22 protein-coding genes are annotated in these 23,690 nt (G+C 41.4%); 9 read left to right on the top strand and 13 right to left on the bottom strand.

Going from position 1 to position 23,690, the window contains the following annotated elements:
* Window positions 1–132 precede the first annotated feature (132 nt).
* Together rnd and fadD are read right to left on the bottom strand one after the other, a co-directional pair.
* The gene (gene rnd, locus BA1DRAFT_RS01575) at window positions 133–1,260 is read right to left on the bottom strand and encodes a ribonuclease D (protein WP_036775579.1); all 1,128 of its coding nucleotides are present in this window, start codon (window positions 1,258–1,260) and stop codon (window positions 133–135) included.
* Window positions 1,261–1,350: 90 nt separating this feature from the next.
* The gene (fadD, locus tag BA1DRAFT_RS01570) at window positions 1,351–3,039 is read right to left on the bottom strand and encodes a long-chain-fatty-acid--CoA ligase FadD (RefSeq protein ID WP_036775576.1); all 1,689 of its coding nucleotides are present in this window, start codon (window positions 3,037–3,039) and stop codon (window positions 1,351–1,353) included.
* Between the two features lie 353 nt (window positions 3,040–3,392).
* On the opposite strand from fadD, the gene BA1DRAFT_RS21160 reads away from it, so the two are divergent.
* Window positions 3,393–3,926, top strand: a complete 534-nt coding sequence (locus BA1DRAFT_RS21160) for a GNAT family N-acetyltransferase (RefSeq protein WP_051560617.1) — start codon at window positions 3,393–3,395, stop codon at window positions 3,924–3,926.
* Window positions 3,927–4,023: 97 nt separating this feature from the next.
* Here BA1DRAFT_RS21160 and BA1DRAFT_RS01560 read toward each other — a convergent pair whose 3' ends face one another.
* The 5 genes from BA1DRAFT_RS01560 to BA1DRAFT_RS01540 form a co-directional block, all read right to left on the bottom strand.
* Complete coding sequence (locus BA1DRAFT_RS01560; RefSeq protein WP_036775575.1) at window positions 4,024–4,605, bottom strand: Slp family lipoprotein; 582 nt, start codon at window positions 4,603–4,605, stop codon at window positions 4,024–4,026.
* A gap of 90 nt (window positions 4,606–4,695) precedes the next feature.
* Entirely contained in the window at window positions 4,696–5,391 is a 696-nt protein-coding gene (tsaB, locus tag BA1DRAFT_RS01555; RefSeq protein ID WP_036775573.1) for a tRNA (adenosine(37)-N6)-threonylcarbamoyltransferase complex dimerization subunit type 1 TsaB, read from the bottom strand.
* 232 nt (window positions 5,392–5,623) lie between these two features.
* Window positions 5,624–5,941, bottom strand: coding sequence for a helix-turn-helix domain-containing protein (locus BA1DRAFT_RS01550; protein WP_011146385.1), 318 nt, complete (start codon window positions 5,939–5,941; stop codon window positions 5,624–5,626).
* Entirely contained in the window at window positions 5,934–6,119 is a 186-nt protein-coding gene (locus tag BA1DRAFT_RS01545) for a type II toxin-antitoxin system RelE/ParE family toxin (RefSeq protein WP_051560616.1), read from the bottom strand. The genes BA1DRAFT_RS01550 and BA1DRAFT_RS01545 overlap by 8 nt, the downstream gene beginning before the upstream one ends.
* Window positions 6,120–6,121: 2 nt before the next feature.
* Window positions 6,122–8,053 carry a DNA repair helicase YoaA gene (locus tag BA1DRAFT_RS01540; RefSeq protein ID WP_036775571.1) on the bottom strand — a complete coding sequence of 644 codons (1,932 nt, stop codon included), beginning with the start codon at window positions 8,051–8,053 and terminating at the stop codon, window positions 6,122–6,124.
* Between the two features lie 100 nt (window positions 8,054–8,153).
* Here BA1DRAFT_RS01540 and BA1DRAFT_RS01535 point away from each other — a divergent pair, with 100 nt between their 5' ends.
* The 4 genes from BA1DRAFT_RS01535 (at window position 8,154) to BA1DRAFT_RS01520 (ending at window position 11,034) form a co-directional block, all read left to right on the top strand.
* Window positions 8,154–8,498, top strand: a complete 345-nt coding sequence (locus tag BA1DRAFT_RS01535; protein WP_036775570.1) for a RidA family protein — start codon at window positions 8,154–8,156, stop codon at window positions 8,496–8,498.
* 363 nt (window positions 8,499–8,861) lie between these two features.
* Entirely contained in the window at window positions 8,862–9,194 is a 333-nt protein-coding gene (locus BA1DRAFT_RS01530; protein ID WP_036775567.1) for a helix-turn-helix transcriptional regulator, read from the top strand.
* The gene (locus tag BA1DRAFT_RS01525; protein ID WP_152544260.1) at window positions 9,184–10,440 is read left to right on the top strand and encodes a type II toxin-antitoxin system HipA family toxin; all 1,257 of its coding nucleotides are present in this window, start codon (window positions 9,184–9,186) and stop codon (window positions 10,438–10,440) included. The genes BA1DRAFT_RS01530 and BA1DRAFT_RS01525 overlap by 11 nt, the downstream gene beginning before the upstream one ends.
* A 357-nt stretch (window positions 10,441–10,797) precedes the next feature.
* A complete protein-coding gene (locus tag BA1DRAFT_RS01520) occupies window positions 10,798–11,034 on the top strand; it encodes a hypothetical protein (RefSeq protein WP_036775565.1) in 237 nt (78 codons plus the stop codon).
* Window positions 11,035–11,274: 240 nt separating this feature from the next.
* On the opposite strand, the gene mdtI is transcribed toward BA1DRAFT_RS01520, so the two are convergent.
* The 3 genes from mdtI to zwf form a co-directional block, all read right to left on the bottom strand.
* The gene (mdtI, locus tag BA1DRAFT_RS01515; RefSeq protein WP_036775564.1) at window positions 11,275–11,607 is read right to left on the bottom strand and encodes a multidrug/spermidine efflux SMR transporter subunit MdtI; all 333 of its coding nucleotides are present in this window, start codon (window positions 11,605–11,607) and stop codon (window positions 11,275–11,277) included.
* Window position 11,608: 1 nt separating this feature from the next.
* Window positions 11,609–12,025, bottom strand: a complete 417-nt coding sequence (mdtJ, locus tag BA1DRAFT_RS01510) for a multidrug/spermidine efflux SMR transporter subunit MdtJ (protein ID WP_036775563.1) — start codon at window positions 12,023–12,025, stop codon at window positions 11,609–11,611.
* A gap of 502 nt (window positions 12,026–12,527) precedes the next feature.
* Window positions 12,528–14,003 (bottom strand): glucose-6-phosphate dehydrogenase, encoded by a 1,476-nt coding sequence (gene zwf, locus BA1DRAFT_RS01500; protein ID WP_036775560.1) that lies wholly within the window; start codon window positions 14,001–14,003, stop codon window positions 12,528–12,530.
* A gap of 343 nt (window positions 14,004–14,346) precedes the next feature.
* On the opposite strand from zwf, the gene BA1DRAFT_RS01495 reads away from it, so the two are divergent.
* The 4 genes from BA1DRAFT_RS01495 (at window position 14,347) to pyk (ending at window position 19,987) form a co-directional block, all read left to right on the top strand.
* Window positions 14,347–15,207: a MurR/RpiR family transcriptional regulator gene (locus tag BA1DRAFT_RS01495; protein WP_036775559.1), complete on the top strand. Its 861-nt coding sequence runs from the start codon at window positions 14,347–14,349 to the stop codon at window positions 15,205–15,207.
* Between the two features lie 600 nt (window positions 15,208–15,807).
* Window positions 15,808–16,710 carry a tail fiber protein gene (locus BA1DRAFT_RS01490; protein ID WP_036775557.1) on the top strand — a complete coding sequence of 301 codons (903 nt, stop codon included), beginning with the start codon at window positions 15,808–15,810 and terminating at the stop codon, window positions 16,708–16,710.
* Window positions 16,711–16,979: 269 nt separating this feature from the next.
* Window positions 16,980–17,993 carry a tail fiber protein gene (locus BA1DRAFT_RS01485; protein ID WP_036775556.1) on the top strand — a complete coding sequence of 338 codons (1,014 nt, stop codon included), beginning with the start codon at window positions 16,980–16,982 and terminating at the stop codon, window positions 17,991–17,993.
* Between the two features lie 551 nt (window positions 17,994–18,544).
* The gene (gene pyk / locus BA1DRAFT_RS01480; protein WP_036775554.1) at window positions 18,545–19,987 is read left to right on the top strand and encodes a pyruvate kinase; all 1,443 of its coding nucleotides are present in this window, start codon (window positions 18,545–18,547) and stop codon (window positions 19,985–19,987) included.
* Between the two features lie 281 nt (window positions 19,988–20,268).
* Here the strand turns inward: pyk and lpxM are convergent, their stop codons facing one another.
* From lpxM to znuA, 3 genes are all read right to left on the bottom strand, one after another.
* Window positions 20,269–21,237 carry a lauroyl-Kdo(2)-lipid IV(A) myristoyltransferase gene (gene lpxM / locus BA1DRAFT_RS01475; protein ID WP_036775552.1) on the bottom strand — a complete coding sequence of 323 codons (969 nt, stop codon included), beginning with the start codon at window positions 21,235–21,237 and terminating at the stop codon, window positions 20,269–20,271.
* A gap of 157 nt (window positions 21,238–21,394) precedes the next feature.
* Window positions 21,395–22,702, bottom strand: a complete 1,308-nt coding sequence (gene mepM / locus BA1DRAFT_RS01470) for a murein DD-endopeptidase MepM (protein WP_036775551.1) — start codon at window positions 22,700–22,702, stop codon at window positions 21,395–21,397.
* Between the two features lie 20 nt (window positions 22,703–22,722).
* The gene (gene znuA / locus BA1DRAFT_RS01465) at window positions 22,723–23,670 is read right to left on the bottom strand and encodes a zinc ABC transporter substrate-binding protein ZnuA (protein WP_036775550.1); all 948 of its coding nucleotides are present in this window, start codon (window positions 23,668–23,670) and stop codon (window positions 22,723–22,725) included.
* Between the last annotated feature and the right edge of the window lie 20 nt (window positions 23,671–23,690).

Genomic DNA, 23,690 nt, shown 5'->3' with positions numbered 1-23,690 from the left:
GGCTGTTTTATCATTACCACCATCAAAGTAACCAAGCTCATTATATTATATGGCAGTCTGAAGTGGGGTAACCCTAACGGGAACCCCTTTCTCGCGCTTTAGCCTAGCATCAAGCTAATGCTCTGATATGGATTAATCAGGATAGTTCGACAAAATCTCGGCAACAGGTTCAGCCAACAACTCTCCCCGCCATCCACTAAGCAGCTCAGGCTTGCCATTTAATTGTTTCAATTTCCAATGAACACTGAGTAATTGATTAATCTGACGACGAGATGCCAATAATTCAGAATTAAATCTATGCTGCTCACTTACCTGATGGATCAGCGCTTTAATATCCTTAAACGCTTTACGATAACCAGGTTGATCAATCAGGTTCGTCACTGGCGGCGGGCATTCGCTTTCAGGGATATTTCCACTTTCAGCGACCATTGCCAATAGACGACGGCCATGACAACGAATCTCCTGCCCACTTAGACCTAACGCATCCAACTCTGCCAAAGAAGTTGGCATATAACGCGCTACCTGCCACAGGTTTTCTTCACGAATGACGAAGTTCACGGCTAAATCGCGTTCTCTGGCCTGATTCAAACGCCATGCAGCCAGTTTTTTCAAACACGCAAGCTGTTGGGGGCGTAATTGACAGAGGTTGCCTATCTGTTTATAAGCAGATTCTGGTTCTAATATCTCTTTGCGGCGTCGACTGATAAGCTGACATTCACCCGTCGCAGCCTCCATATATCCGGCCTGCGCTGTCGCAGTCATCAGGATATCCGCCAAAGGCAACAGATAATAAACATCCGCTGCCGCATATTCGCACTGTTTTTCACTTAACGGGCGAGCAAGCCAATCAGTTCGGGATTCGCTTTTATCCAGCTCGACATGAATATATTCAGCCACCAGCGCGGCAAAGCCACATGAAAGCGGGCGCCCAATAAAAGCCGCCAGGACCTGAGTATCAATCATCGGTTCAGGCAAACATTGGAAAGCATTCAGAAAAACTTCCAAATCTTCACTGCCGGCATGCAACAGCTTCAATATTTGAGGATGAGTAATTAACTCACGAAAAGGTTGCCAGTTGGTGATATTAAGTGGATCAATCAGAGAAAGTTGTTCGCCATCATACAGTTGTATCAAACCTAATTGTGGATAATACGTCCGTGTGCGTACAAATTCAGTATCCAATGCTACTTTTGAGTATTTTTTTGCCCTTTCGCAAACTTGCTGCAACTGAGCATCTGTGGTGATCAACTGATAATTCAAAACATAGTTCTCTTAGCCATTCATGGAATAAGCACGACAACGCCGGCTGATACCGGCGTTGTCGTGCTTATCAATATTATGAAGAGGATCTCAGGCTATAGCTACATTCCTGACCTTTTCCTCTTCATCACGCAGTTCCCTGCGAAGAATTTTACCTACATTAGACTTAGGCAATTCATCCCGGAACTCAATGATCTTCGGTACTTTATACCCTGTTAGATAACGACGGCAATGGGTTCTAAGCTCATCCTCGGTCAAACTAGGATCTATCCGAACCACAAACACTTTGACAGTTTCACCGGAACTTTCGCTTGATACACCTATTGCTGCTGACTCTAGCACTTTAGGGTGAGCTGATACAACATCTTCAACTTCATTAGGATACACATTGAAACCAGAAACCAAAATCATATCTTTTTTACGATCTACGATATGAATGGAACCCTGTTCATTAACATTCGCAATATCACCCGTTGCTACCCAACCATCTTTCAACACTTCTTCTGTTGCATCAGGGCGATTCCAATAACCAACCATCACCTGTGGTCCACGTATCCACAATTCCCCCTGCTGGCCCATCTCTACCTCATTACCATCATCATCCACAAGTTTGATTTCCGTTGAAGAGACCGGGAAACCAATACTGCCAGTATAATGTTTCGAGTTATAAGGATTACAGGAAACCAAAGGTGAACATTCTGTCAGACCATAACCTTCAAGCAGATTGGTGCCTGTCACTTTTGCCCATTTCTCAGCAACCGCTTTCTGTACCGGCATACCACCACCAACAACCAGACGCAGCGTAGAAAAATCAAGCTTCTTAAATTCTTCATTATTCAACCAGGCGTTAAACAACGTATTCACCCCGGTGACAGAAGTGAACGGATAACGACCTAATTCTTTAGCCGTACCCGTAATATCACGCGGGTTAGTGATCAGAAGATTACACCCACCCAAGTAAATAAGTAACAAGCAATTCACCATTAACGCAAATATGTGATAGAGAGGCAACGCCGTAACAATCAGCTCTTGGCCTGCACGTAATAATGGAGAATAAACCGCTTTTGCCTGTTCAAGATTTGCCAATATATTACGGTGAGTCAGCATAGCTCCCTTAGCTACGCCGGTAGTGCCGCCGGTATATTGCAGAAAGGCCAAATCATTACCGTTAATCTCCGGTTTTACATATTGCATGCGATAACCCCTCTGTATCGCACAACGGAATGAAATGGCATCAGGCAAATTATACTTCGGCACCAACCGCTTAATGTATTTCACCGCAAAATCGACCAACGTACCTTTAGGACGAGATAGTTGGTCGCCCATACGCGTCAAAATAACATGCTTAACTTTAGTATTAAAAACGATCTTTTCCAATGTATGGGCAAAATTGGAGACGATCACAATAGCGGAAGTGCCGCTATCATTAAGCTGATGTTCAAGCTCACGCGGCGTATACAGCGGGTTTACATTTACAACAATCATACCTGCACGCAGAACACCAAACAGTGCAACGGGATATTGCAGCAGGTTTGGCATCATCAGAGCAACGCGATCTCCTTTACTTAATCCCAAACCATTTTGCAAATATGCTGCAAATGCCCGACTACGCTCTTCCAATTTACGGAAGGTCATAATCTCACCCATATTGATAAATGCAGGTTGATCTGCATAGTGCGCTACGGCATTTTCAAACATCTCAACCAATGATGCATAACGATCCGGGTCAATTTCCGCAGGAACATCCGCCGGATAGTGTTTTAGCCAGACTTTCTCCAAGGTAGTACTCCTGAAATTTTAATTGCTATGTTATCACTCGCCTAATAAATAACGCACGCCTTGATTTAACAAATTATTAACTCAGCGTACCAGTTTAAAAAAGAAACATTGTTCAGGTTGAGATACACATCACTAATTTCATGTTAATCCTTATACATAAAAACAAAGAGAATGGTGTCGTCTGTAAATTATTTTTAATTATCAGTATATTATTGCTCTAGTTAATATTTAACTTAGTAGCTATTGGTTATACATTGACCTACTTATTTTTTGCTTAAGATAGCATTTTTGAAATAGCATTTATTGCTTTCGTCTATTCCAATACGCTATTAGAAATATAATGGTAATAAAAAATGATTATAAATAACATTACAGTCAGAAGGGCAACCTATGAAGATAGTGCAACTATCAGCAATATAGAGCGCCAAGCAGCTTCTCTTTTTCCAGAAAAACTCTTACCAAAAGCACTCGGTGACCAAACCCTATCCACGTATGAAATTGAATCAGGTATTCAGGAACAGCAACTTTGGGTTGCTGAAAGTGATCAAAAGCTGGTTGGATTTGCGCTAATCCGACGTTTAAATCAATTGATGCTGCTAGCTGAGATTGATGTGTTGCCAAAATATAACGGGCAAGGTATTGCCAGTACCCTACTTAGCTTAATCATTGAGCAATTAGAACAGAACAGGGAAACCACTCTTTATCTCACAACTTTTCGTGATTTTATGCCAAGCCGTAAATTATATGACAAATTCGGTTTTGTCATACTACAACCGGATGATATTCCTGATGAACTACGAAAAATTCTGGCAGAAGAAATGACTGCGGGTTTGGGTGCAAGAATTGCAATGAAATTAACGATCAATCCAAAGATAGATAGGAAATAATAGATAAATTACCGCCACATATTATTGCGGCGGCTCAAATTGGAAATAAAGTTACAATGTCACAAAGTCTATATCGACAATCCCGATTAAGATAACTCTATCTGGTCAAAATAGTCTCAACAGGTGCGGGGTCGGGGTAATACCAATTCCATCCCCAACCTGAATAATATGGATAGCCATAATAATTCCAAGGCCCCGGGCCATAAGGCATCAATACTCGCTGAACAACTTTCCAGCGTTGATAGCCCATCGCATTAATCACAACATAAGTGTAATCCGCACAACCAATTTTTCCCTTTTGCAATCCCACTATCGGGCCTACGACAGTGACGTAATTTCCTTTAAAATCGTCAGGATCAAGGAAATCATTAACATAAACATAGATACGGCCAAGGGAAGGCTCATGTAGCTCTGGACTGGCATCCGACGCTAATGGCAATGACGATATTTCCAGACGAGTACGGTGATTTTCATTCACTACACCAAGTACCTTGCCGCCGAATCGCCCTTCCTGACCGATAAACAGCTCAGGCGTACTCTTAACAGCAAGCAGATCTTGAACAGGTGTTGGTGACGTTCCTTTTACTGAATCAGGAACAGCGATACAGCCTGTAAGCATTACAGCACCTAACAAGATTAGCGCTTTAACACTCGTCCGGTAGTTTATTACTCTTAACATAACCACCTCCTCCTGAAAATTGTCCCAATCATCATGTTTAAAATAACTTATTAGATACCTTCTTTTACTACAAGTTTCATCAATAAATACTTAACGGCCTGGTAATTTTTTCCAAGTAACTTCATTACGCAAGTATACCGGTTCAGCATGTTCTACAGTCGTCACCTCACCGTTTTGCCACATCTGTATCGCTATAGGTAACATATCTTCAGCATGAGGTAATGTGATACTACTATCAGTTAGCGTTAAATGACTTGTCATCAACTGAGGATAAGCCTGCCAGCCAGTACCAGCAACCACCCAATCGCCACTCAATGAAGCCATGAATGTCTGTACCTGTTCCGGTTTCAACACAGCTTCTGTTTCACTTCCTTGCCATTCACCTTGCTGATTACGGATATATTGCCCCCAGTAAACTTCTCCCATCCGGGCATCAATGGCGGTTAATACCTGAGTTGCACCTAGCAGACGAAAAACACCTTGCGCCATTGCATTGAGCGTTGATACACCAATCACCGGCAGTTCAGCCCCCAAAGCCAAGCCCTGAGCAATACCAACACCAATACGCACACCGGTAAAACTACCCGGCCCACGGCCAAAAGCTAAAGCATCAAGCTGTTGTAAACTCATCCCGGCTTCTGCCAGAACAGATTGAACCATAGGTAAAATACGTTGCGTGTGTTCACGTGGAGAAATTTCAAACTGTGCCAAAACGGCACCATCATTCCAAAGAGCAACAGAGCAAGCTTCCGTTGCAGTATCAATAGCCAGAATTCGTACAGGCATGCCTTAAGCACCTCGGCAAGAAATATAATCCAAAATAAGGCGCTATTTTATCATAGCCTAGTCGATTTTACCCAGTTGGCAGCCATATGAAGGCCATTACCCTTTGCCATATGTACACAGGGGATAGCTGTGTTTTTATGAATTATCAGATAGAAAAGAGATAAGTTTACCTGTGCTCCATCGCTTCTCAACGTGATCTGCTGCTATAATTATGGAGCAATCCTTAATTATGTCATGCAATAGCCTGAATTCCGTTCTTCTTAACTATCGTAAGCAACCTCAAGGCTGGGCCTCCGGGTTTTTTTGCTCCACGCTCCCAGTCTGATATAAGATTTTTGCTCACATTCAAATATCGGGCAAAAACAGGCTGTGACAAATGCTCCCGCTCACGAAGAGAACGTATTTCCTCTGGAGATAGTGATTCTATGGGAGTCAAACAGGCAGCATCAAACTCACGCATAGTTTGCTTACTGACAGCCCCTATTTCGCTTAATGCCTCCATCGTTTCGTGAATTGCAGCAAACGCATCACTACGATACTTTTTAACCATATTTAATCACCTCCGAAAAATGACCTTTTTCAATTAGTCTAGCTAATTGTTCATCTGATAACCCTAAAACGTGGGACGCCATCTTCTTAAACTGTGTCTCTTCGTCATATTCAATATTAGATCTGTCACTTTTAGCAAACCCATAAACAAAAAAAGCATGCTCTGCGGTCTGGTACAAAATTACCGTGCGAAACCAGAAATATTAGGAGATTGCCGGGCTTGCAGGAAAGCGACCGCTTTCGTTAAATCTCGGGTTCGTGGTGAAGGTGGCAAACTATTCAAAAACACTTCACCATATGGACGCATCACTAAACGATTATCACAAATGACAACAACGCCATAATCATCAATATCACGAATAAGCCGCCCGACACCTTGTTTTAAGCTAATAACCGCGTCCGGCAACTGAACTTCATTAAATGCATCACCGCCTCTCAGTCGGCAATCTTCAATACGGGCTTTTAGCAGTGGATCATCCGGCGCAGTAAAGGGCAATTTATCGATAATGACACAGGAAAGCGCCTCGCCGCGCACATCGACACCTTCCCAAAAACTGCTGGTTGCCACCAATAAAGCGTTGCCGACAGCAATAAATTGCGAAAGTAGCTGACCTTTGCTGGTTTCACCCTGAACCAAAACCGGCAATGTCATGTTGGCACGAAACGCTTCCGCCAGATTGCGCATCATCTGGTGTGAAGTACATAAAAAGAAACATCGACCTTTATTGGCTTCAATGAGTGGTTTGAACATCTCTGCCAACCATTTTGCACTACCAGGCTGATTTGGTGATGGTAAATGACGAGGAACACAAAGTAGTGTCTGACTTTGATAATCAAATGGACTTGGCAGTAATAAGGTTTTCGCCTCTTTTAAACCTAACCGTTCAGTGAAATGGGAAAGTTGCTCGTTAACAGACAATGTAGCTGAGGTAAACACCCAACAACCTGATTGCTCATTAATTATCTCACTAAATTTATCAGCAACAGACAGCGGTGTGAGTGCTAAAAGAAAATGGCGACCATAACTTTCAAACCAATAGCTATAACCGGGGATAGTTACTTCTTTCAAGCGCTTAAGACGATTACGATAAATTGTTGCCCTTTCAAATGCCGCATCCAACATAACTGAACGCCCTAAAGATAATTTCATCACGTCATAACAAAGCTCAAGCGCATCATCAAGCAATACCAATGCCCGCTGCACTTGCGGATTTTGCAATAACTCCCGCAAATTACCCCGATAACCGTTCTCTCCCAACGCTAGCCGGAAATCTTGTGTACTCTGACTCAGACGATCTGCGCTCTTTTGTAATTGAACTTGATCTCGGACTTCCGTGCGATACGCCATAGTGATGTCTCTGGAGAGATCCATCAATTGGCGGCTACTTAATTGCTGACCAAAATATTGACTGGCAATATCAGGGATTTGATGCGCCTCATCAAATATTTTGACTTCTGCTTGCGGGATCAACTCACCAAATCCCGTTTCTTTCACCACCATATCCGCCATAAATAGATGATGGTTAACAACGATAACATCCGCCTCCATTGCCCGGCGGCGAGCTTTGAGAACAAAGCATTCCTGATAACGCGGACAATCACTACCTAGGCAGTTATCATTCGTACTAGTGACCAACGGCCAAACCTGGCTATCTTCCGCCACTTGGTGACAAGTACTGATATCCCCCTCTTCAGTTTGTGAAGACCAGCCTCTTAGCCGAACAATATCTGACAAAATTTCTGCTTCTAATTGTCCGCCCCCAAAAGAGTGCTGTTCCAACCGTTCCAAGCACAGATAATTTGCACGGCCTTTCAACAACGCCAATTTACCGGTGAAATTAATTGCTTCAGCGACTGTCGGTAAATCACGATTATAGAGCTGATCCTGTAATGCCTTAGAACCTGTAGAAATGATCACTTTCTGCCCAGAACGCAACGCGGGTGCTAAATAGGCAAATGTCTTACCTGTTCCCGTGCCTGCTTCTACGACCAATTGTTGATGGTTTTTAATCGCACACTCAATAGCCACTGCCATTTCTCTTTGAGCATCACGGGGTTTAAAACCTGTTATTGCTTTAGCAAGGGCGCCATTTTTCGCAAAATCGTCTGACACAAACCGTCTCTTTCAATAGAATGGATGGAGATTATGCCAATAGTATGTTCTGATCACCACCCAAAATCAGGCAGATAGTCATTCACAGAAAGGAGTATCCATGACAATTGAACATATTGATCCACAGGATCGCTGGTCCGAAGCGGTAATTTACAATAAAACCATTTACTACACCGCCGTACCGGAAAATCTGGATGGTGATATTACTGAGCAAACAGCGAATACACTGACCGCCATTGATATTATGTTACAGCGTCTCGGTTCTGATAAAAGCAAAATTATCGACGCCACTATTTTTCTGGCTGATGGAAAAGAATTTGCTGGCATGAATGCTGCCTGGGATGCGTGGGTTGTTGCAGGAAGAGCGCCAGTACGTTGTACAGTTGAAGCTAAACTAATGAATCCCAAATACAAAGTCGAGATAAAAGTTATCGCAGGTATTTAATATTAATTTTGGGACATTCTCTATCGCCTCCATTTATATTTTAATTATATGGAGGTTATTCAGAATATCCCAATAGATGTTACTAATGTAAATAAGATATAGCTTTCTCCATTAATTTAGTTACAATAACATTCTAAAATAAAATATTAATCGACATTTTCATTAACTATATTATTCATTGTTCTAAATGGAATGTTATAAACTCAACAATTCTAACCTTCCTCTTATGCCTTGAACTATAAGATGTGACCATTATAATGCCCATCTAATATTGACATTCTCATTTTGACAAACCATGATGATGACCATTATAGTGTTCATTAAGGCCATCAATGACCACTATAATGGTCAACAGGAGGAAGTATGTTAAAACATAGAGCCTATTCAAAATTCTCCCAAGAGGCAGTTATGTTACTCGGAGAACAAATCAAGTTAGGTAGAAAACAACGCCATTGGTCAGAAAAGAATTTGGCAGAACGTGCTGGTATATCCAGAACCACGCTACAAAAAATTGAAAATGGGGATATGGGTTGCTCCATAGGATTAGCATTTGAGCTGGCCAACCTTGTAGGTATCAACTTGTTTGACAATGATAAATTTCCTATCTCAACACGTATAGAACAAACAAGAGATAAATTAGTTTTATTACCACGGCGTATTCAGGAAAAAAAGAGAGAGGTATACGATGATTTCTAACAACAAAGAAGCTTATGTCTGGATATGGTTACCAGAACAAACTGAACCAGTGGTTGCTGGCCGCCTGGAAGAATTTAACGGCCGTATTCTATTTAACTATGGTAAAAGTTACCTTGAAAGATTCAATAGCCAGCCACCATCTATCTCGATTTATGAACCAGAATTACCATTAAAATCTGGTATCATATCCCCACAGAGTGATCTGACAATACCTGGCTGTATCCGCGACGCTTCACCTGATGCGTGGGGTCGCAGAGTTATAATCAACAAAAAATTAGGATTAAAAGGAGCAGATACAGAAACTACTATATTAAATGAAATAACTTACCTTCTTGAATCAGGATCTGACCGTATAGGTGCTTTAGATTTTCAGCTATCTCCATCGGAATATACACCACGATCTATAAAGAATGTCAGCTTAGAAGAATTAGTTCAATCCGCAGAACGAGTTGAAAATGGTCTATTATTAACGCCAGAATTAGACCAAGCACTTTTTCACGGTAGTTCAATTGGCGGAGCACGGCCCAAGGCACTAATTGAAGATAAAGGAAAAAAATATGTCGCTAAATTTTCTTCAAGTAGTGATCTTTACAGTGTGGTTAAAGCAGAGTTTATTGCTATGAGACTTGCGAAGCTAGTTGGTATTGATGTTGCACCAGTAAAATTAGCAACATCTGCAAATAAAAATGTACTATTAATTGAGAGATTTGATCGAGAATATACCCAAAATAGTTGGTTACGAAAATCAATGGTCTCTGCTCTAACTCTATTTAGTTTGGATGATATGATGGCCAGATATGCTAGTTATGAAAAATTTGCCGAGATTATACGATATAGTTTCACTAATCCTCAGAAAACATTAGAAGAATTATTTTCACGATTAGTTTTTAATATACTATGCGGTAATACAGATGATCACGCTCGAAATCATGCTGCATTTTGGGATGGAAAAAATTTAAGTTTAACTCCGGCTTACGATATATGCCCTCAAGGTAGATCGGGTAATGAAGCATCTCAAGCAATGCTAATAGTCGGAAATAAAAATCTAAGTCAATTACAAACTTGTTTGGAAACTGCGCATAACTTTAATATTTCAGAGCAAAAAGCAAAAGAAATATTTAATAAACAAATATCAATAATCCAAGATAATTGGAATAGTATCTGTGAAGAAACTGAATTAAGTGAAATAGATAAAAAATTGCTCTGGCATAGACAATTTTTAAATCCATTCTCTATAGCTTTTTGAGAATTTTAGGAACCTGCACATAAATTCATTATAACGGGTCAAAATACCTACTTTACTTTAGCAATGGCCCTTAATGACCCATTTTATAAATATATGTTATGTTTGAACTGCTGATAGTACTCTGATGATCAATGTAAATAAAATAGTTTCCAATATTGCTTATCACAAATAGCGTTAATTTCATCTGGTAGAGTTAACTCACCAAATGGATTTTCTATTATTTACCTTTTCAATGTTGAATTATACTTATACGTCGTCCATACTTTCTAATAAGCACATCAATGTCGGGCCACTGTTGAGTGAATATAAACATGGCCTAATCTTCAATAACTTTTATCACTTGGTATGGAGCATTCTATGGATGTTTGTTCAGGTTGTCATGAGCCCCTTCATGATTCTGTTGTTGCGGAAGTAGAAGGCAAGATCTATAAAAGTTGCCCATCTTGTTCCACCGCAATGGGTCAACATGTTTTTTATCGTTATAAAGACTTTGACATGAAGGAAATGGGGAATGGCCGCTATATTGTTCAGTCTTGTTGTCCTGGTTGTTGTGTGAAAGATGGCCATAAACCAGACGTCTGTTTTAGCTGTTAAAAGTCACTTTTATTCATATCTGCTGGTTATTATGCAAAATAGTTGCTAGTTGCATGCCAGCAGATAATATAAGAAATAAACAATAAAATTCGTTATTTAAAAACCAAAGCGGGAGGAGTTATACAGTATTTAATCAAAATACCTGAACAGAGAAAAAAATAGTTATAAGCGCATCAGGAGCGACAAAATTAAAACAATCTCTGTGAATCATACTCCCCCCAGATTGGGTTACTCCACGACTTAAGCCATCTTGATCATCACCATGCCCAACAGCAACAAGGCAATTCCACCCCAACCTTTACAATTCAAACGCTGATTAAACATAATCCAGCCAGCAGCAACCGTCGCAATAATACCGAAAGCGCCCCATAAGGCATAAGCAATAGAAAGCTCAATTCCCTTCACTGCCTGAGCAAGCGCACTGAACGCCCCAAGGACAGCAATAAGCGAGAGAACACCCATCCAAGGACGTCTAAAACCATTAGAAAGTTTCAGTAAAATATTCGCTAAAATATCCAACGCGACGGCAAGGAATAAGAACGCCGCATGCCACCATTCAAATTGTTGCAACATGTTATGCCTCCTTTATTTTACTGTTTTTGGTTGTTGCGACACTGACAGCCTTATTTGCCACCTGCTTCACTACCTCTGCCGATTTTTTAACTGCCGCTTTTCTAGTGCCGGATTTAATCAACATAATTCCTGTTATCAGCAGAGCCAAACCACCTACTTTCATCAATGACAGTGATTCATCAAACCACATGACACTAAAAACAGTAATAAATAAAATGCCAACCCCTTCCCACAAAGCGTACGCAACGCCTAATGCAACTTTTTTCACCGCCATTGCCAGCAAAATATAGGATGTGGCGATCATGATGTACATAACAGCCATGCCAACTACACCACCGGAAACGCTGGCATGTTTCATCGATAAGGTACCGATAACTTCGGTAACAATTGCCATTGCAAGGAATAACCAATAAATCATTTTCTTTCTCCTGACCACGTAAATACGCACGTCAAGACGCAAGCTAATAAATGATCTAACTCATCTATGCATGAGATGAGAAATAATAACCTGACGTTTTGACGAAATAGAAATACCGGTTGAGAACCGGTTAACAGGAGTCAGACGCTATAATGCACCACACCAGTAATGCTCACTGGATAAAATGGCAGAAAGGAAAAGTACATGGGTGGAACTTTGAAACTTGACGCTTTTGGCGCTGTTCATGATATCTCATTCTTTCATCGCACTGATATTCCGCGCGATATACGAAGAATCCTCATAAATAGTGTTAGTGTTAGTGTTCCTATTACTTCTACCATACGAAATAATAGAAAGCAACCACTCAATTTTGCTCATTTTTTATCTGATAAACAGAGTTGAATCAAAAAACAGAATTGATATCAACATAAGCTGATACCTTGTTGATAACAACCCAAGCCGCTTACAGCGCGGCTTGAGCTTCAACAGAAAGGTTTATCAATTACTCAAACTCATTCCACGAACGACCATCGCGAGTGATCATAGCAACAGAAGCAACCGGCCCCCATGTTCCCGCCTGATAAGGCTTAGGCGCATCATTATCCGCCGCCCATGCATTCATAATAGAATCAACCCATTTCCAAGCTTCTTCCACCTCATCACGACGAACGAATAGCGCCTGAATACCCCGCATAGCTTCCAGCAACAATCTCTCATAAGCATCTGCCAATGGAATATGGTTAAACGTTTCAGAGAAACTCAGATCCAGCTTAGTGGTTTGCAAACGATGCTTGTGCTCCAGCCCCGGGGCTTTGTTCAGAACTTCGATATCAATACCTTCATCCGGTTGCAGACGAATCGTCAGTTTGTTCTGTGGTAGTTGCTGATAAGATTCAGAGAACAAATTCAGCGCGGGCTTTTTGAAGTACACCACCACTTCAGAACATTTCGTTGGCAAACGTTTACCCGTTCTCAGATAGAAAGGCACCCCGGCCCAACGCCAGTCATCAATATCGACACGGATAGAAACAAAAGTTTCCGTCCGACTGGACTTGTTCGCCCCCTCTTCCTCCAGATACCCCGGTACCTTGTGCCCTTGAACAAAACCGGCAGTGTATTGACCACGTACTGTTTTCTCCCGCACATTCGTATGATCAATACGACGCAGAGAACGCAATACTTTTACTTTCTCATCACGGATACGGTCTGTCGTCAGATCTGCCGGAGGAGACATAGCAATCATGGTCAATATTTGCAACAGGTGATTCTGAATCATATCGCGCATTTGCCCGGCTTGGTCAAAATAACCCCAACGGCCTTCAATACCGACCTCTTCAGCTACCGTAATTTGTACATGATCAATTGTCCGGTGATCCCAGTTATTCACAAATAGGGAATTGGCAAACCGCAATGCTAATAGATTCAATACGGTTTCTTTACCCAGATAATGATCGATACGATAAACCTGACGCTCATTGAAATATTTTGCTACTTCATCATTAATGGCTTTAGATGATTCAAGATCAGTCCCTAAAGGTTTTTCCATCACAACCCGGTTTGGCTCTTTATTTAACCCGGCAAGGCCCAATCCGTGACAAACCGAACCAAAAGTGCTTGGCGGCATGGCAAAATAGTGAATTGCTGGCTGGTGCCCTTGATTAAGAATCGCTTTCAGTTTGGCAAAATCTTCCTTTTGATTAACATCCAGATTGCAGAACGCCAAACGTTCACTCAATGTCTTCCATAACTCTGGATCTAATTTTTCCGGCAAGAACGTATTTAAAGCTTCTTCAACAACCTTGGTATACGCCTTTTTATCCCAATCAGCCCGGCCAACACCGATAATTCGGGTTTTTGGGTGGATATAACCCGCTTTCTCAAGCTGGTAAAGGGAAGGCAATAATTTCCGGCGAGCCAAATCCCCTTTAGCGCCAAAAATGACTAAATCACAAGCCTGAGCTGTAGAAGTAACCGCCATATGTATCTCCTCATTGCGGGATATTGTAATTTTGTTACAGCATTAACCAATAATGTACTCTTTTGACTATGGCGCGTAAACAGCGATAACGAATAACCACGTCCCTCTGTTAACAATATGTTTTATCAATGATAAAAATGTGATAGCTTTATGTAACTTTACAACGTTTATGAAAGATAATTACCAATGTGAAAGTTAGACACTTGTCATACTTTTATGAAAAACATTAAATTATTGTGACTTCCTACTGCCAGCTTCAATTTGCTAATAGTATATTTTCATAAAAATTTATATAGATTTCTCATCTGAATGAAATCGTCAAAACCACAGGTAACTGCGTTTTATGAATACACTGGAACGAGTCCAAAATAGTATCGAATTCTTGAGTAAATCAGAAAAAAAAGTGGCGCAGATAATCCTGGCTTCACCACAAACTGCAATTCATGCCAGTATCGCAACGCTGGCAAAAATGGCGGAAGTCAGTGAACCCACAGTAAACCGTTTTTGCCGCCGTCTGGATACCAAAGGTTTTCCCGATTTCAAACTCCATCTAGCCCAAAGTCTTGCCAATGGCACGCCTTACGTAAATCGCAATGTTGAAGAGAGCGATACAGTTAGTGCCTACACCAATAAAATATTTGAATCGGTAATGGCAACTCTGGATACCGTCAAAAACAATTTGGATATCACAGCCATTAACCGAGCTGTCGATTTACTGACTCAAGCCCGAAAAATCTCATTTTTTGGCCTAGGGGCTTCTGCGGCCGTCGCCCATGATGCAATGAATAAATTTTTCCGGTTCAACATTCCCGTTATCTATTTTGATGACATTGTGATGCAACGAATGAGCTGTATTAACAGTGCCGAAGGTGATGTCGTCGTACTCATTTCCCATACCGGCAGAACTAAAAGCCTGGTGGAAGCAGCACAACTTGCGCGAGAAAATGATGCGACAGTTATCGCAATTACCTCCCAAGATTCTCCCCTCGCCCACGAAGCAACGCTCGCCATTCTTCTGGACGTCCCGGAAGATACAGATATTTATATGCCAATGGTCTCAAGAATCGCTCAATTAACCGTTATTGATGTTTTAGCTACAGGTTTTACCCTGCGCCGTGGTTCAAAATTCAGAGATAATTTGAAAAGAGTCAAAAAGGCGCTACGAAATTCACGCTTTGATAAAATTGACTTTCCCCCGACCTGAAAATAATCCTCTCGCTATACCCTATGGATTTCAAGATGCATCGCGACGGCAAGGGAGCGAATCCCCGGGAGCATAGAGAACTATGTGACCGGGGTGAGTGAGCGCAGCCAACAAAGAGGCAACTTGAAAGATAACGGGTATATTAGGCTGACTCGCAACAATTGCGTAGTCAGTGATCGTTTATGGCTCATTGAGCACCAGTAAATAATTTACACTAGCCGAGATAAACAGGAGTTTACAGAATTATGGCAAAAAAATCCTATATTACTTAGTTAATTCAATAAAATAATGACGGTTTAAAGTGTAAAGACTAAACTAGAGAGTATCATTATAAAAAATTACCGAAAATATATGAAAAGCAGGAAGATAAAAATAACTTTCAAATGTTGAATGTAAATCATTTAGATATTTACCCGATCAACAGTTTCGTATTTTTTATTGCCACCTATTATATAAAAACTATTACCCCCTTAAGTTATAAGAATAATTTATTATGCTTTTTACGAGCTAAACTATTATTGACATATACTGGTGAAGATGAGTTTTTCAATAATTCAACATGCTACTTATAAACGCTATTATTTAATCTGAGGAAAATATATGAATCCCAAGAGTGATTTTAAAGCTTTTTCTATTGGTAACAATGCTAATGTAGTCAGTCAAGAAGCCTATGAAGAAAGCCGAAGTTTGAAAACTGGGTTTCCCCCAGACAATATTACTATTCATGTGCTAAACAAGGTATTACGTCAAGCATCAACCATATCCTCTGTCGTTGCTAATTTTATCGCGACCCAATCTGGCAATGATATTTTAGATGATGGTGATATAGTTAAACTGATTGCTCAATTAAATAGAGCGTTAGAACAAAAAATTACAACAACAGTACCAAGTGCCTCATTAACACAACAAGGCGTTATTCAACTCACAGACAATACAGGCAACAGTAATACCCTTGCGGCAACGCAGAAGCTTGTTTCTGATGTCAATCAGAATGCGAATAACCGGCTGGCAAAAGACCAAAACGGCGCAGATATTCCTGATAAAGATGCTTTTGTGAGAAACCTCAGTTTATTTGAAAAATTGATCCCGGTAGGGGTACCACTCCCCTGGCCGACTGCCACCCCACCAGAAGGATGGGCACAATGTAACGGCGCTTCTTTTGATAAAACAAAATATCCGAAATTAGCGCAAGCCTATCCTAATGGAGTATTACCCGATTTACGTGGTGAATTTATTCGTGGTTGGGATAGTTGGCGTGGTATTGACAATGGACGTAGTATATTGAGTTTTCAATATGATGCGTTCAAAAGGCATAATCATAGTATTTCTACCACTAACAGCGATCAAACCTCTCTTCAATATCCAGACCCCGTGCGTGGCGGTATGCATGGCGATCCTAATGATCGAGGCGGCTTAGGGGAATATAAATCTATTGGGATGAATGGTGATAATGAAACACGTCCAAGAAATGTAGCATTTAATTACATTATAAGGATGGTTTAATTAATAAAACCGCATTGAAAAAAAATAATATGGTTATTAGCATCTTTTCAGATGTTGAATATAAATGGCTTAGATATTTATCTGCTCATATAATTTCGGATTTTTATTTCTATCCATTATACAAAAACAATTAACCTCCTAAGTTACAAGGACACTTTATCATAATTTTTCCGAGCTAAACTATCATTAAAATAGGTTTCAGGAAATTATTTTTACAATAATTTAATACATTGATTATAAAATAATATTATTTAATTTAAGGATAATGTATGAGTGCCAAAAATGATTTTAAAGCCTTTTCCATTAGTAGTAATGCTAATGTAATTAGCCAAGAAAGATATGAACAAGATCAGGGTTTGAAGACTGGATTTCCACCAGAAAATATTACTACTCATTTACTAAATAAGGTATTACGTCAGTCATCAACCATATCCTCTGTTATTGCTGATTTTATCGCGACCCAATCTGGCAATGATGTTTTAGATGATGGAGATATAGCTAAACTCACTACCCAATTAAATAGAGCATTAGAACAAAAAATCACAACCAAAGTACCAAGCGCCTCATTGACACAACAAGGTGTTATTCAACTCACAGACCAAACAGGCAACAGTAACACCCTTGCTGCAACTCAGAAGCTTGTTTCTGATGTAAACGATAACGCTAATAATCGGCTAGCAAAAGATCAAAACGGCGCAGACATTCCTGATAAAAATACATTTGTGAAAAACCTTGGCTTAATTGAAACCATTATTAACACCCAATATCCTGTAGGAATTGTGATTTGGTTCGCTCAAAATAAAAACCCAAATGTGCTATTTCCGGGTACTACATGGGAATATATTGGTGAAAATAAAACCATTCGATTAGCTAACGCCAATGGCTCCGATATTTTATCAACCGGTGGCAATGATTTGATAAGCCTGACAGCGGCGCAAATGCCAGCACATAATCATACATTTTTTGGGACAACGAGCACATTTGATTATGGCGCTAAAACCACTAATGTCACTGGAGATCACTATCATGATAGCAGTTGGGGTGAAACTACTGGTGGGCGTTATGGTCATTTCGACGGTTCTAAGAACAATCAGGGATCAAAATCTACAGATTGGAACAATGCCAAATTTAACACTAGCACTAATGGCGCCCACTCTCATACGGTATCAATAGGATCACACAACCATACCATTTCAGGTAATACCGGAGATTCTGGCGGCAATGCAGCGATTACAATTACCAATTCATATATTAAGTTGATGGGATGGTATCGGAAAACATAAGGCTCTACATCCTCAAGCCACTGACAAATCTCACGTAAATAACTGTCTCTTGATCATAAATCTGACTTAAGAGACAGTTCCAGCTCGTCCTCCCCAAGGAGAACTTATCATTTGCATACTTTACAGCATACCCATCCTGGACGTTTCACCTCTTCCAACCCCAAGTATTGCCAGATTCCAGTAAACCTAATCACTACCACTTTCATTATCAAAACCTCTAGAGCTATTAGATTATTGATAAATCGGCAACAAATCGTGATAGGATAGAAATGCGGCAATAAATATCCGTTAAAAATGGTTAACTGATTCGCTAGGGCATAGCGATTGTGTAAAACGTTCCCCCTGTCGTTCCCCTATAGTTGACAACGGTCAATGGGCACTACAGCGAAAAGTATCATGATAAGTTGATACGGGTCACAAAAGTAATCTATAAACAGCCTTGATAGTTGGATTGCCGAAGAGTTTTTTTACTCGTTTTATAGGATAATTAATAGATTATTGATTATTTTTATATAACCAATACCAGTACTCACAGGTCAACGGAGTAACACATGTCCAGACGGCTCAGAAGAACTAAGATTGTTACTACACTTGGTCCGGCTACCGACCGCGATAATAATCTTGAAAAGATTATTGCTGCGGGTGCAAACGTAGTCCGCCTCAATTTTTCCCACGGTACCGCCGAAGATCATCTCCAGCGAGCCAGCAAAGTCCGCGAGATTGCAGCCCGCCTGGGGTGCCATGTTGCTATTCTTGGCGATCTTCAAGGGCCTAAAATCCGCGTATCAACGTTTAAAGAGGGCAAAATTTTCCTGAATGTCGGAGATAAATTTCTGCTTGATGCCAATCTTGGTAAAGGCGAAGGCGATAAAGAGAAAGTCGGTATCGATTACAAAGGATTACCCACGGATGTTGTACCGGGCGATATTTTGTTGCTGGATGACGGACGTGTTCAACTCAGAGTATTAGACGTTCAGGGAATGAAAGTCTTCACGGAAGTCACTGTAGGTGGCCCGCTATCTAACAATAAGGGCATTAATAAACTGGGCGGTGGATTATCCGCGGAAGCCCTAACCGAAAAAGACAAAGAAGATATTATTACGGCGGCCAGAATCGGCGTTGATTACCTAGCCGTCTCTTTCCCCCGCACCGGAGAAGATCTTAATTATGCTCGCCGTCTGGCGCGAGACGCGGGCTGTGAAACGCAGATCGTGGCGAAAGTTGAACGCGCAGAAGCCGTTAGCAGTGATAAAACCATTGATGAAATCATTCTGGCTTCTGATGTCGTCATGGTTGCTCGTGGTGACCTTGGTGTAGAAATCGGTGATCCAGAGTTGGTTGGCGTTCAGAAAAAATTAATTCGCCGTGCCCGTCAGCTAAATCGTGTAGTGATTACCGCGACTCAGATGATGGAATCTATGATCACCAACCCAATGCCTACTCGTGCAGAAGTGATGGATGTGGCAAACGCCGTTCTCGACGGTACTGACGCCGTAATGCTCTCCGCTGAAACCGCTGCGGGCCAATACCCTGCCGAAACGGTTGCCGCAATGGCGCGAGTCTGTCTCGGAGCAGAAAAAATGCCCGGCCTCAATGTATCAAAACATCGGTTAGACACCACTTTTGACAGTATCGAAGAAGCCATTGCGATGTCTACCATGTATGCGGCAAACCATCTAAATGGGGTTAAAGCCATTATTGCCATGACTGAATCAGGCCGCACCACTCGTATCATGTCTCGCATCAGTTCTGGTCTCCCCATATTCTCTATGTCCCGTCATGAGAAAACCTTAAACCAAACAGCGCTTTACCGTGGCGTTACACCGGTTTATTGCAGCAGTCATACTGACGGGATTACAGCGGCCAATGAAGCGGTTAATCGTCTGCGCGATAAAGGTTATCTGGTTTCCGGTGATCTTGTTCTGGTTACTCAGGGTGATCAGATGGGGACAATTGGCAGCACTAACACCTGCCGTATTCTTGAAGTGGAATAACACGTTACAACACTTTAGCGCCAAATTCTCGGGGAATTAGGTTGGATAGAGAATGCTGGCGCATCCCATTTAATCCAACAGTAATTCAGTAACTCGACGGTAAAACAGACTTTTACCGTCTTTTATAACATTTCATGTAATCCTAATTGCTTATAGTAATGAATCATAGTAATAAATGACTCGTCACAAAACCCCCTAATCGTTGGATGCCATGTCCAATATTAGGGGGACAAGACAAACTTTCAAGCCGTGATAATAACTCTACATCTTTGTAACGAAAATCACAGGTCTTCTCTCCCATATGGCCCAATATCACCGGCTTTCCGAGTCTTAAGTAATTTAAGTATCCAGGTATATTGTTCAGGGTTCGGTCGTACCAATTGCTCCAACTCTTCATTCATCCGACGAGCAATAAAAGCGTCATCTTTGCCATCAATATCATCCATCGGTGGACGAATATAAATATCAAGTTGATGGGTACGGTAATTATAAACCGGAAACAACGGCACAATAGCAGCACGACAAACCTTCATCAATCGCCCAATTGCCGGCAATGTCGCTTTATAAGTTGCGAAAAAATCAACAAATTCACTGTGCTCCTCACCATGATCTTGATCAGGCAGATAATATCCCCAGAAACCCTGGCGAACAGTAGCAACAAATGGTTTAATTCCAGCATCACGAGAATGTAAACGGCCACCAAAGTGATGGCGAACTTTATTCCACAGATAATCTGCAACCGGGTTTTTCTGGTGATGGAACATGGCTGATATTTTCTGTCCACCCTCAGACAGTAATATAGCTGGAATATCCACCGCCCAACCATGAGGCACCATGAAAATAACGTTTTTCCCCTGCGCTTTCAGTTGAAGAATAACTTCTTCCCCATGCCACTGCGTCCGGCTTAATGTTGATTTTGTACCACGTAAACAAAGTTCAGCCAACATAACAAAAGGTTGAGGTGCGGTAGAAAACATCTCATCAATCAATGCTTCACGCTGTTGCTCCGTCAGTTCCGGCATACAGTAACACAGATTTATTCTTGCTCTACGACGTGCCCCTTTCGCTAACTTACCCGCCAACCAGCCTATTTTAGCCAGCAGAGGATCACGCACTCTAACCGGCAGGTAAGCCAGCCCGGCCAACGCACCAATGCCCAGCCATAACCCCCAGTAACGAGGATGCAGGTAAGATTTATGAAATGTCGGCACATAACCAACTTTACTGTCTGTATCTGTTTCTTTATACATGAGCTAACTCTTTTAAAACAAAAAGATCATTGTTCATTTCACATGTACAGGGGGCTATATCAACGATATCAACACACCTTTTTCTGAACATAAATAAAACGACAGCGGATGATAGCAATCATCCGCTTTAAAGTCTGTTACTAATGAACAATTAAACTCAATCTAACAGAAGCTGAGGCGTGACCTCTTTTACCGTTGCCAGGAATTCCGAGCGTTCTTTACCACTCAAACCACCAGAGCGCGGCAATTTCGCCGTTAATGGGTTTACCACCTGCTGATTGATCCAGAATTCATAATGCAAATGTGGACCCGTAGAACGACCGGTGCTACCAGACAACGCAATACGATCACCCCGTTTTACCTTCTGTCCTGGTTTCACCAACAGCTTTCTCAGGTGCATATAACGCGTGGTATATTGGCGACCATGACGAATGGCAATAAAGTTACCTGCTGCTCCATTATATTTAGAAACAATCACCTCACCGTCACCCACCGCCAAAATAGGCGTTCCCACTGGCATAGCAAAATCCACCCCTTTATGTGGTGCAACCCGACCAGTGACTGGATTCACACGCCGAGGATTAAATTGGGAAGATACCCGAAATTGCTTAGTAGTTGGAAAACGCAAAAATCCGCGCTCCAGACCGGAACCTTGACGATCATAAAAACGCCCATCTTCCGCCCGGATAGCATAATAATCTTTACCACCACTATTTAGGCGAACACCAAGTAATTGGCTCTGTTCACTGCGACCATCCAATATTTCACGGGACAGCAATACAGAAAAACGATCACCTTCATGTAATTTACGCAAATCAATTTGCCATTGCAGTGCCTTGGTGACTTCACGAGCTTCACTGCTGGTTAAGCCGGCATTTAAAGCACTGCTGGTAAAGTTACTATCAACAACGCCAACAACGACGCTGTTTTTCCACTCCCCTTTCTGAAACTCTTTTGTTTCTTTAAACAGATCGCCTTCACGGGTATAAATGCGCGTTTCACGGCGGGAAACACCCCAAGTCAGAGTTTGCAAGTCACCCGCTTCATTGACTGTCCATGACAATGGCTGGCCAATGTTCAGCCCCCGTAACACTTTATGCTGACTCGCGAGTAACGCGACATCAGAAGAGTCGATGCCAAATTGGGTCAGAATATTACTGAGGGTGTCACCGTCGGAGACAATATATTCATGCGGAGTTTGAGCCGTGACCTCTGAGTTCGTCTCTTCATCAGGAATACCTTCGTCCGGTAGCTGTTCACTGCTATCTGCAATAATCTCATCGCTATCTACAGAAGGATTAATGGCAATGCTGCCGACTGTTGTTTCTTCTTGTTCATGATGATAAGCAATAGGTTGCCACATAGTGACAACCAATGTTGCTACAGTCAGCGAACCCAACATAATTTTATGCGGTCGCGGTAACTCCTTATACACCAGAACGATAGTTTTAACTATCTGTTGCACTCATTGAGTTCCTTATTACTTTAATTCAGGCAACCCATGTACTGTTCCGACAACTGAGTTATAAATTTCATATAGCTGTCTTTATCCAATACGATGCGGCTTCCTAACGGGTCCAAGGTGCCCATACGCACTCCCGTATCCTTCGCCACAGCATTAATAACGGTTGGCCTGAATTGTGGCTCAGCAAAAATACAAATTGCTTTCTGCTCAACCAATTGTGTTCGTATATGATGTAGTTTTTGTGCGCCAGGTTGTATTTCAGGATTAATCGTAAAATGTCCTAATGGTGTCAGGCCATAATGCTGCTCGAAATAGCCATAAGCATCGTGAAAAACAAAATACCCCTTACCACGCACCAGCTTAAGAATATTAGCAATATTTTTGTCAGTTTGCGCAAGCTGAGCATTGAATTTACGTAGGTTTACGTCCAGCGCTGCTTTTTTCTGCGGAAAACGCATTTGTAATTGGTCATGAATCCCCTGTGCAACCTGTTTTGCTATTTCTGGCGATAACCAGATGTGCATATTATATTCACCATGAGAATGATGTTCATGACCTTCTTCATGTTTATGTTGATCTGGTTCATGTAAATCTTCATCATTCTTCAGCAATAATGGCTTAATCGTTGGCAATTGCGCTAAAGCTAGCTGTCTATTTTGTGGCACTTTGGCTAACGGTTTAGACAAAAAGATTTCCATCTCAGGTCCAACCCACACAACTAAATCTGCCTGGTTAATTCTCTTAAGATCAGACGGTTTCAATGCATAATCATGCGGTGATGCCCCATCAGGCAACAGTACCTGCGTATCAGTTACACCATCAGTTATTGCCGCAGCAATAAAACCTAACGGACGAATTGATGTCACAACATCAGCATTAGCCGATTGTATCGTCCCTGACATGAAAACAGCAGTAATCGCGGCCTTACAGAGAAACTTGTGCGCTAGTTTATATGATTTGTGTAACATAATGTAAATATCTCGTGGAC

The sequence above is a fragment of the Photorhabdus aegyptia genome (assembly GCF_000612035.1).
Lineage (GTDB): Bacteria > Pseudomonadota > Gammaproteobacteria > Enterobacterales > Enterobacteriaceae > Photorhabdus > Photorhabdus akhurstii.
This window is presented reverse-complemented; position numbering and strand designations above follow the sequence as displayed.

What these genes read in the sequence shown, in the direction of transcription:
- pyk (WP_036775554.1), top strand. Translation starts at nt 18,545, where the DNA reads ATGTCCAGACGGCTCAGAAGAACTAAGATTGTTACTACACTTGGTCCG.
- BA1DRAFT_RS21160 (WP_051560617.1), top strand. Translation starts at nt 3,393, where the DNA reads ATGATTATAAATAACATTACAGTCAGAAGGGCAACCTATGAAGATAGT.
- mdtJ (WP_036775563.1), bottom strand. Translation starts at nt 12,025, where the DNA reads ATGATTTATTGGTTATTCCTTGCAATGGCAATTGTTACCGAAGTTATC.
- BA1DRAFT_RS01490 (WP_036775557.1), top strand. Translation starts at nt 15,808, where the DNA reads ATGAATCCCAAGAGTGATTTTAAAGCTTTTTCTATTGGTAACAATGCT.
- mdtI (WP_036775564.1), bottom strand. Translation starts at nt 11,607, where the DNA reads ATGTTGCAACAATTTGAATGGTGGCATGCGGCGTTCTTATTCCTTGCC.
- BA1DRAFT_RS01550 (WP_011146385.1), bottom strand. Translation starts at nt 5,941, where the DNA reads ATGGTTAAAAAGTATCGTAGTGATGCGTTTGCTGCAATTCACGAAACG.
- lpxM (WP_036775552.1), bottom strand. Translation starts at nt 21,237, where the DNA reads ATGTATAAAGAAACAGATACAGACAGTAAAGTTGGTTATGTGCCGACA.
- BA1DRAFT_RS01525 (WP_152544260.1), top strand. Translation starts at nt 9,184, where the DNA reads ATGATTTCTAACAACAAAGAAGCTTATGTCTGGATATGGTTACCAGAA.
- BA1DRAFT_RS01485 (WP_036775556.1), top strand. Translation starts at nt 16,980, where the DNA reads ATGAGTGCCAAAAATGATTTTAAAGCCTTTTCCATTAGTAGTAATGCT.
- BA1DRAFT_RS01560 (WP_036775575.1), bottom strand. Translation starts at nt 4,605, where the DNA reads ATGTTAAGAGTAATAAACTACCGGACGAGTGTTAAAGCGCTAATCTTG.
- BA1DRAFT_RS01495 (WP_036775559.1), top strand. Translation starts at nt 14,347, where the DNA reads ATGAATACACTGGAACGAGTCCAAAATAGTATCGAATTCTTGAGTAAA.
- BA1DRAFT_RS01535 (WP_036775570.1), top strand. Translation starts at nt 8,154, where the DNA reads ATGACAATTGAACATATTGATCCACAGGATCGCTGGTCCGAAGCGGTA.
- znuA (WP_036775550.1), bottom strand. Translation starts at nt 23,670, where the DNA reads ATGTTACACAAATCATATAAACTAGCGCACAAGTTTCTCTGTAAGGCC.
- tsaB (WP_036775573.1), bottom strand. Translation starts at nt 5,391, where the DNA reads ATGCCTGTACGAATTCTGGCTATTGATACTGCAACGGAAGCTTGCTCT.
- BA1DRAFT_RS01530 (WP_036775567.1), top strand. Translation starts at nt 8,862, where the DNA reads ATGTTAAAACATAGAGCCTATTCAAAATTCTCCCAAGAGGCAGTTATG.
- BA1DRAFT_RS01520 (WP_036775565.1), top strand. Translation starts at nt 10,798, where the DNA reads ATGGATGTTTGTTCAGGTTGTCATGAGCCCCTTCATGATTCTGTTGTT.
- zwf (WP_036775560.1), bottom strand. Translation starts at nt 14,003, where the DNA reads ATGGCGGTTACTTCTACAGCTCAGGCTTGTGATTTAGTCATTTTTGGC.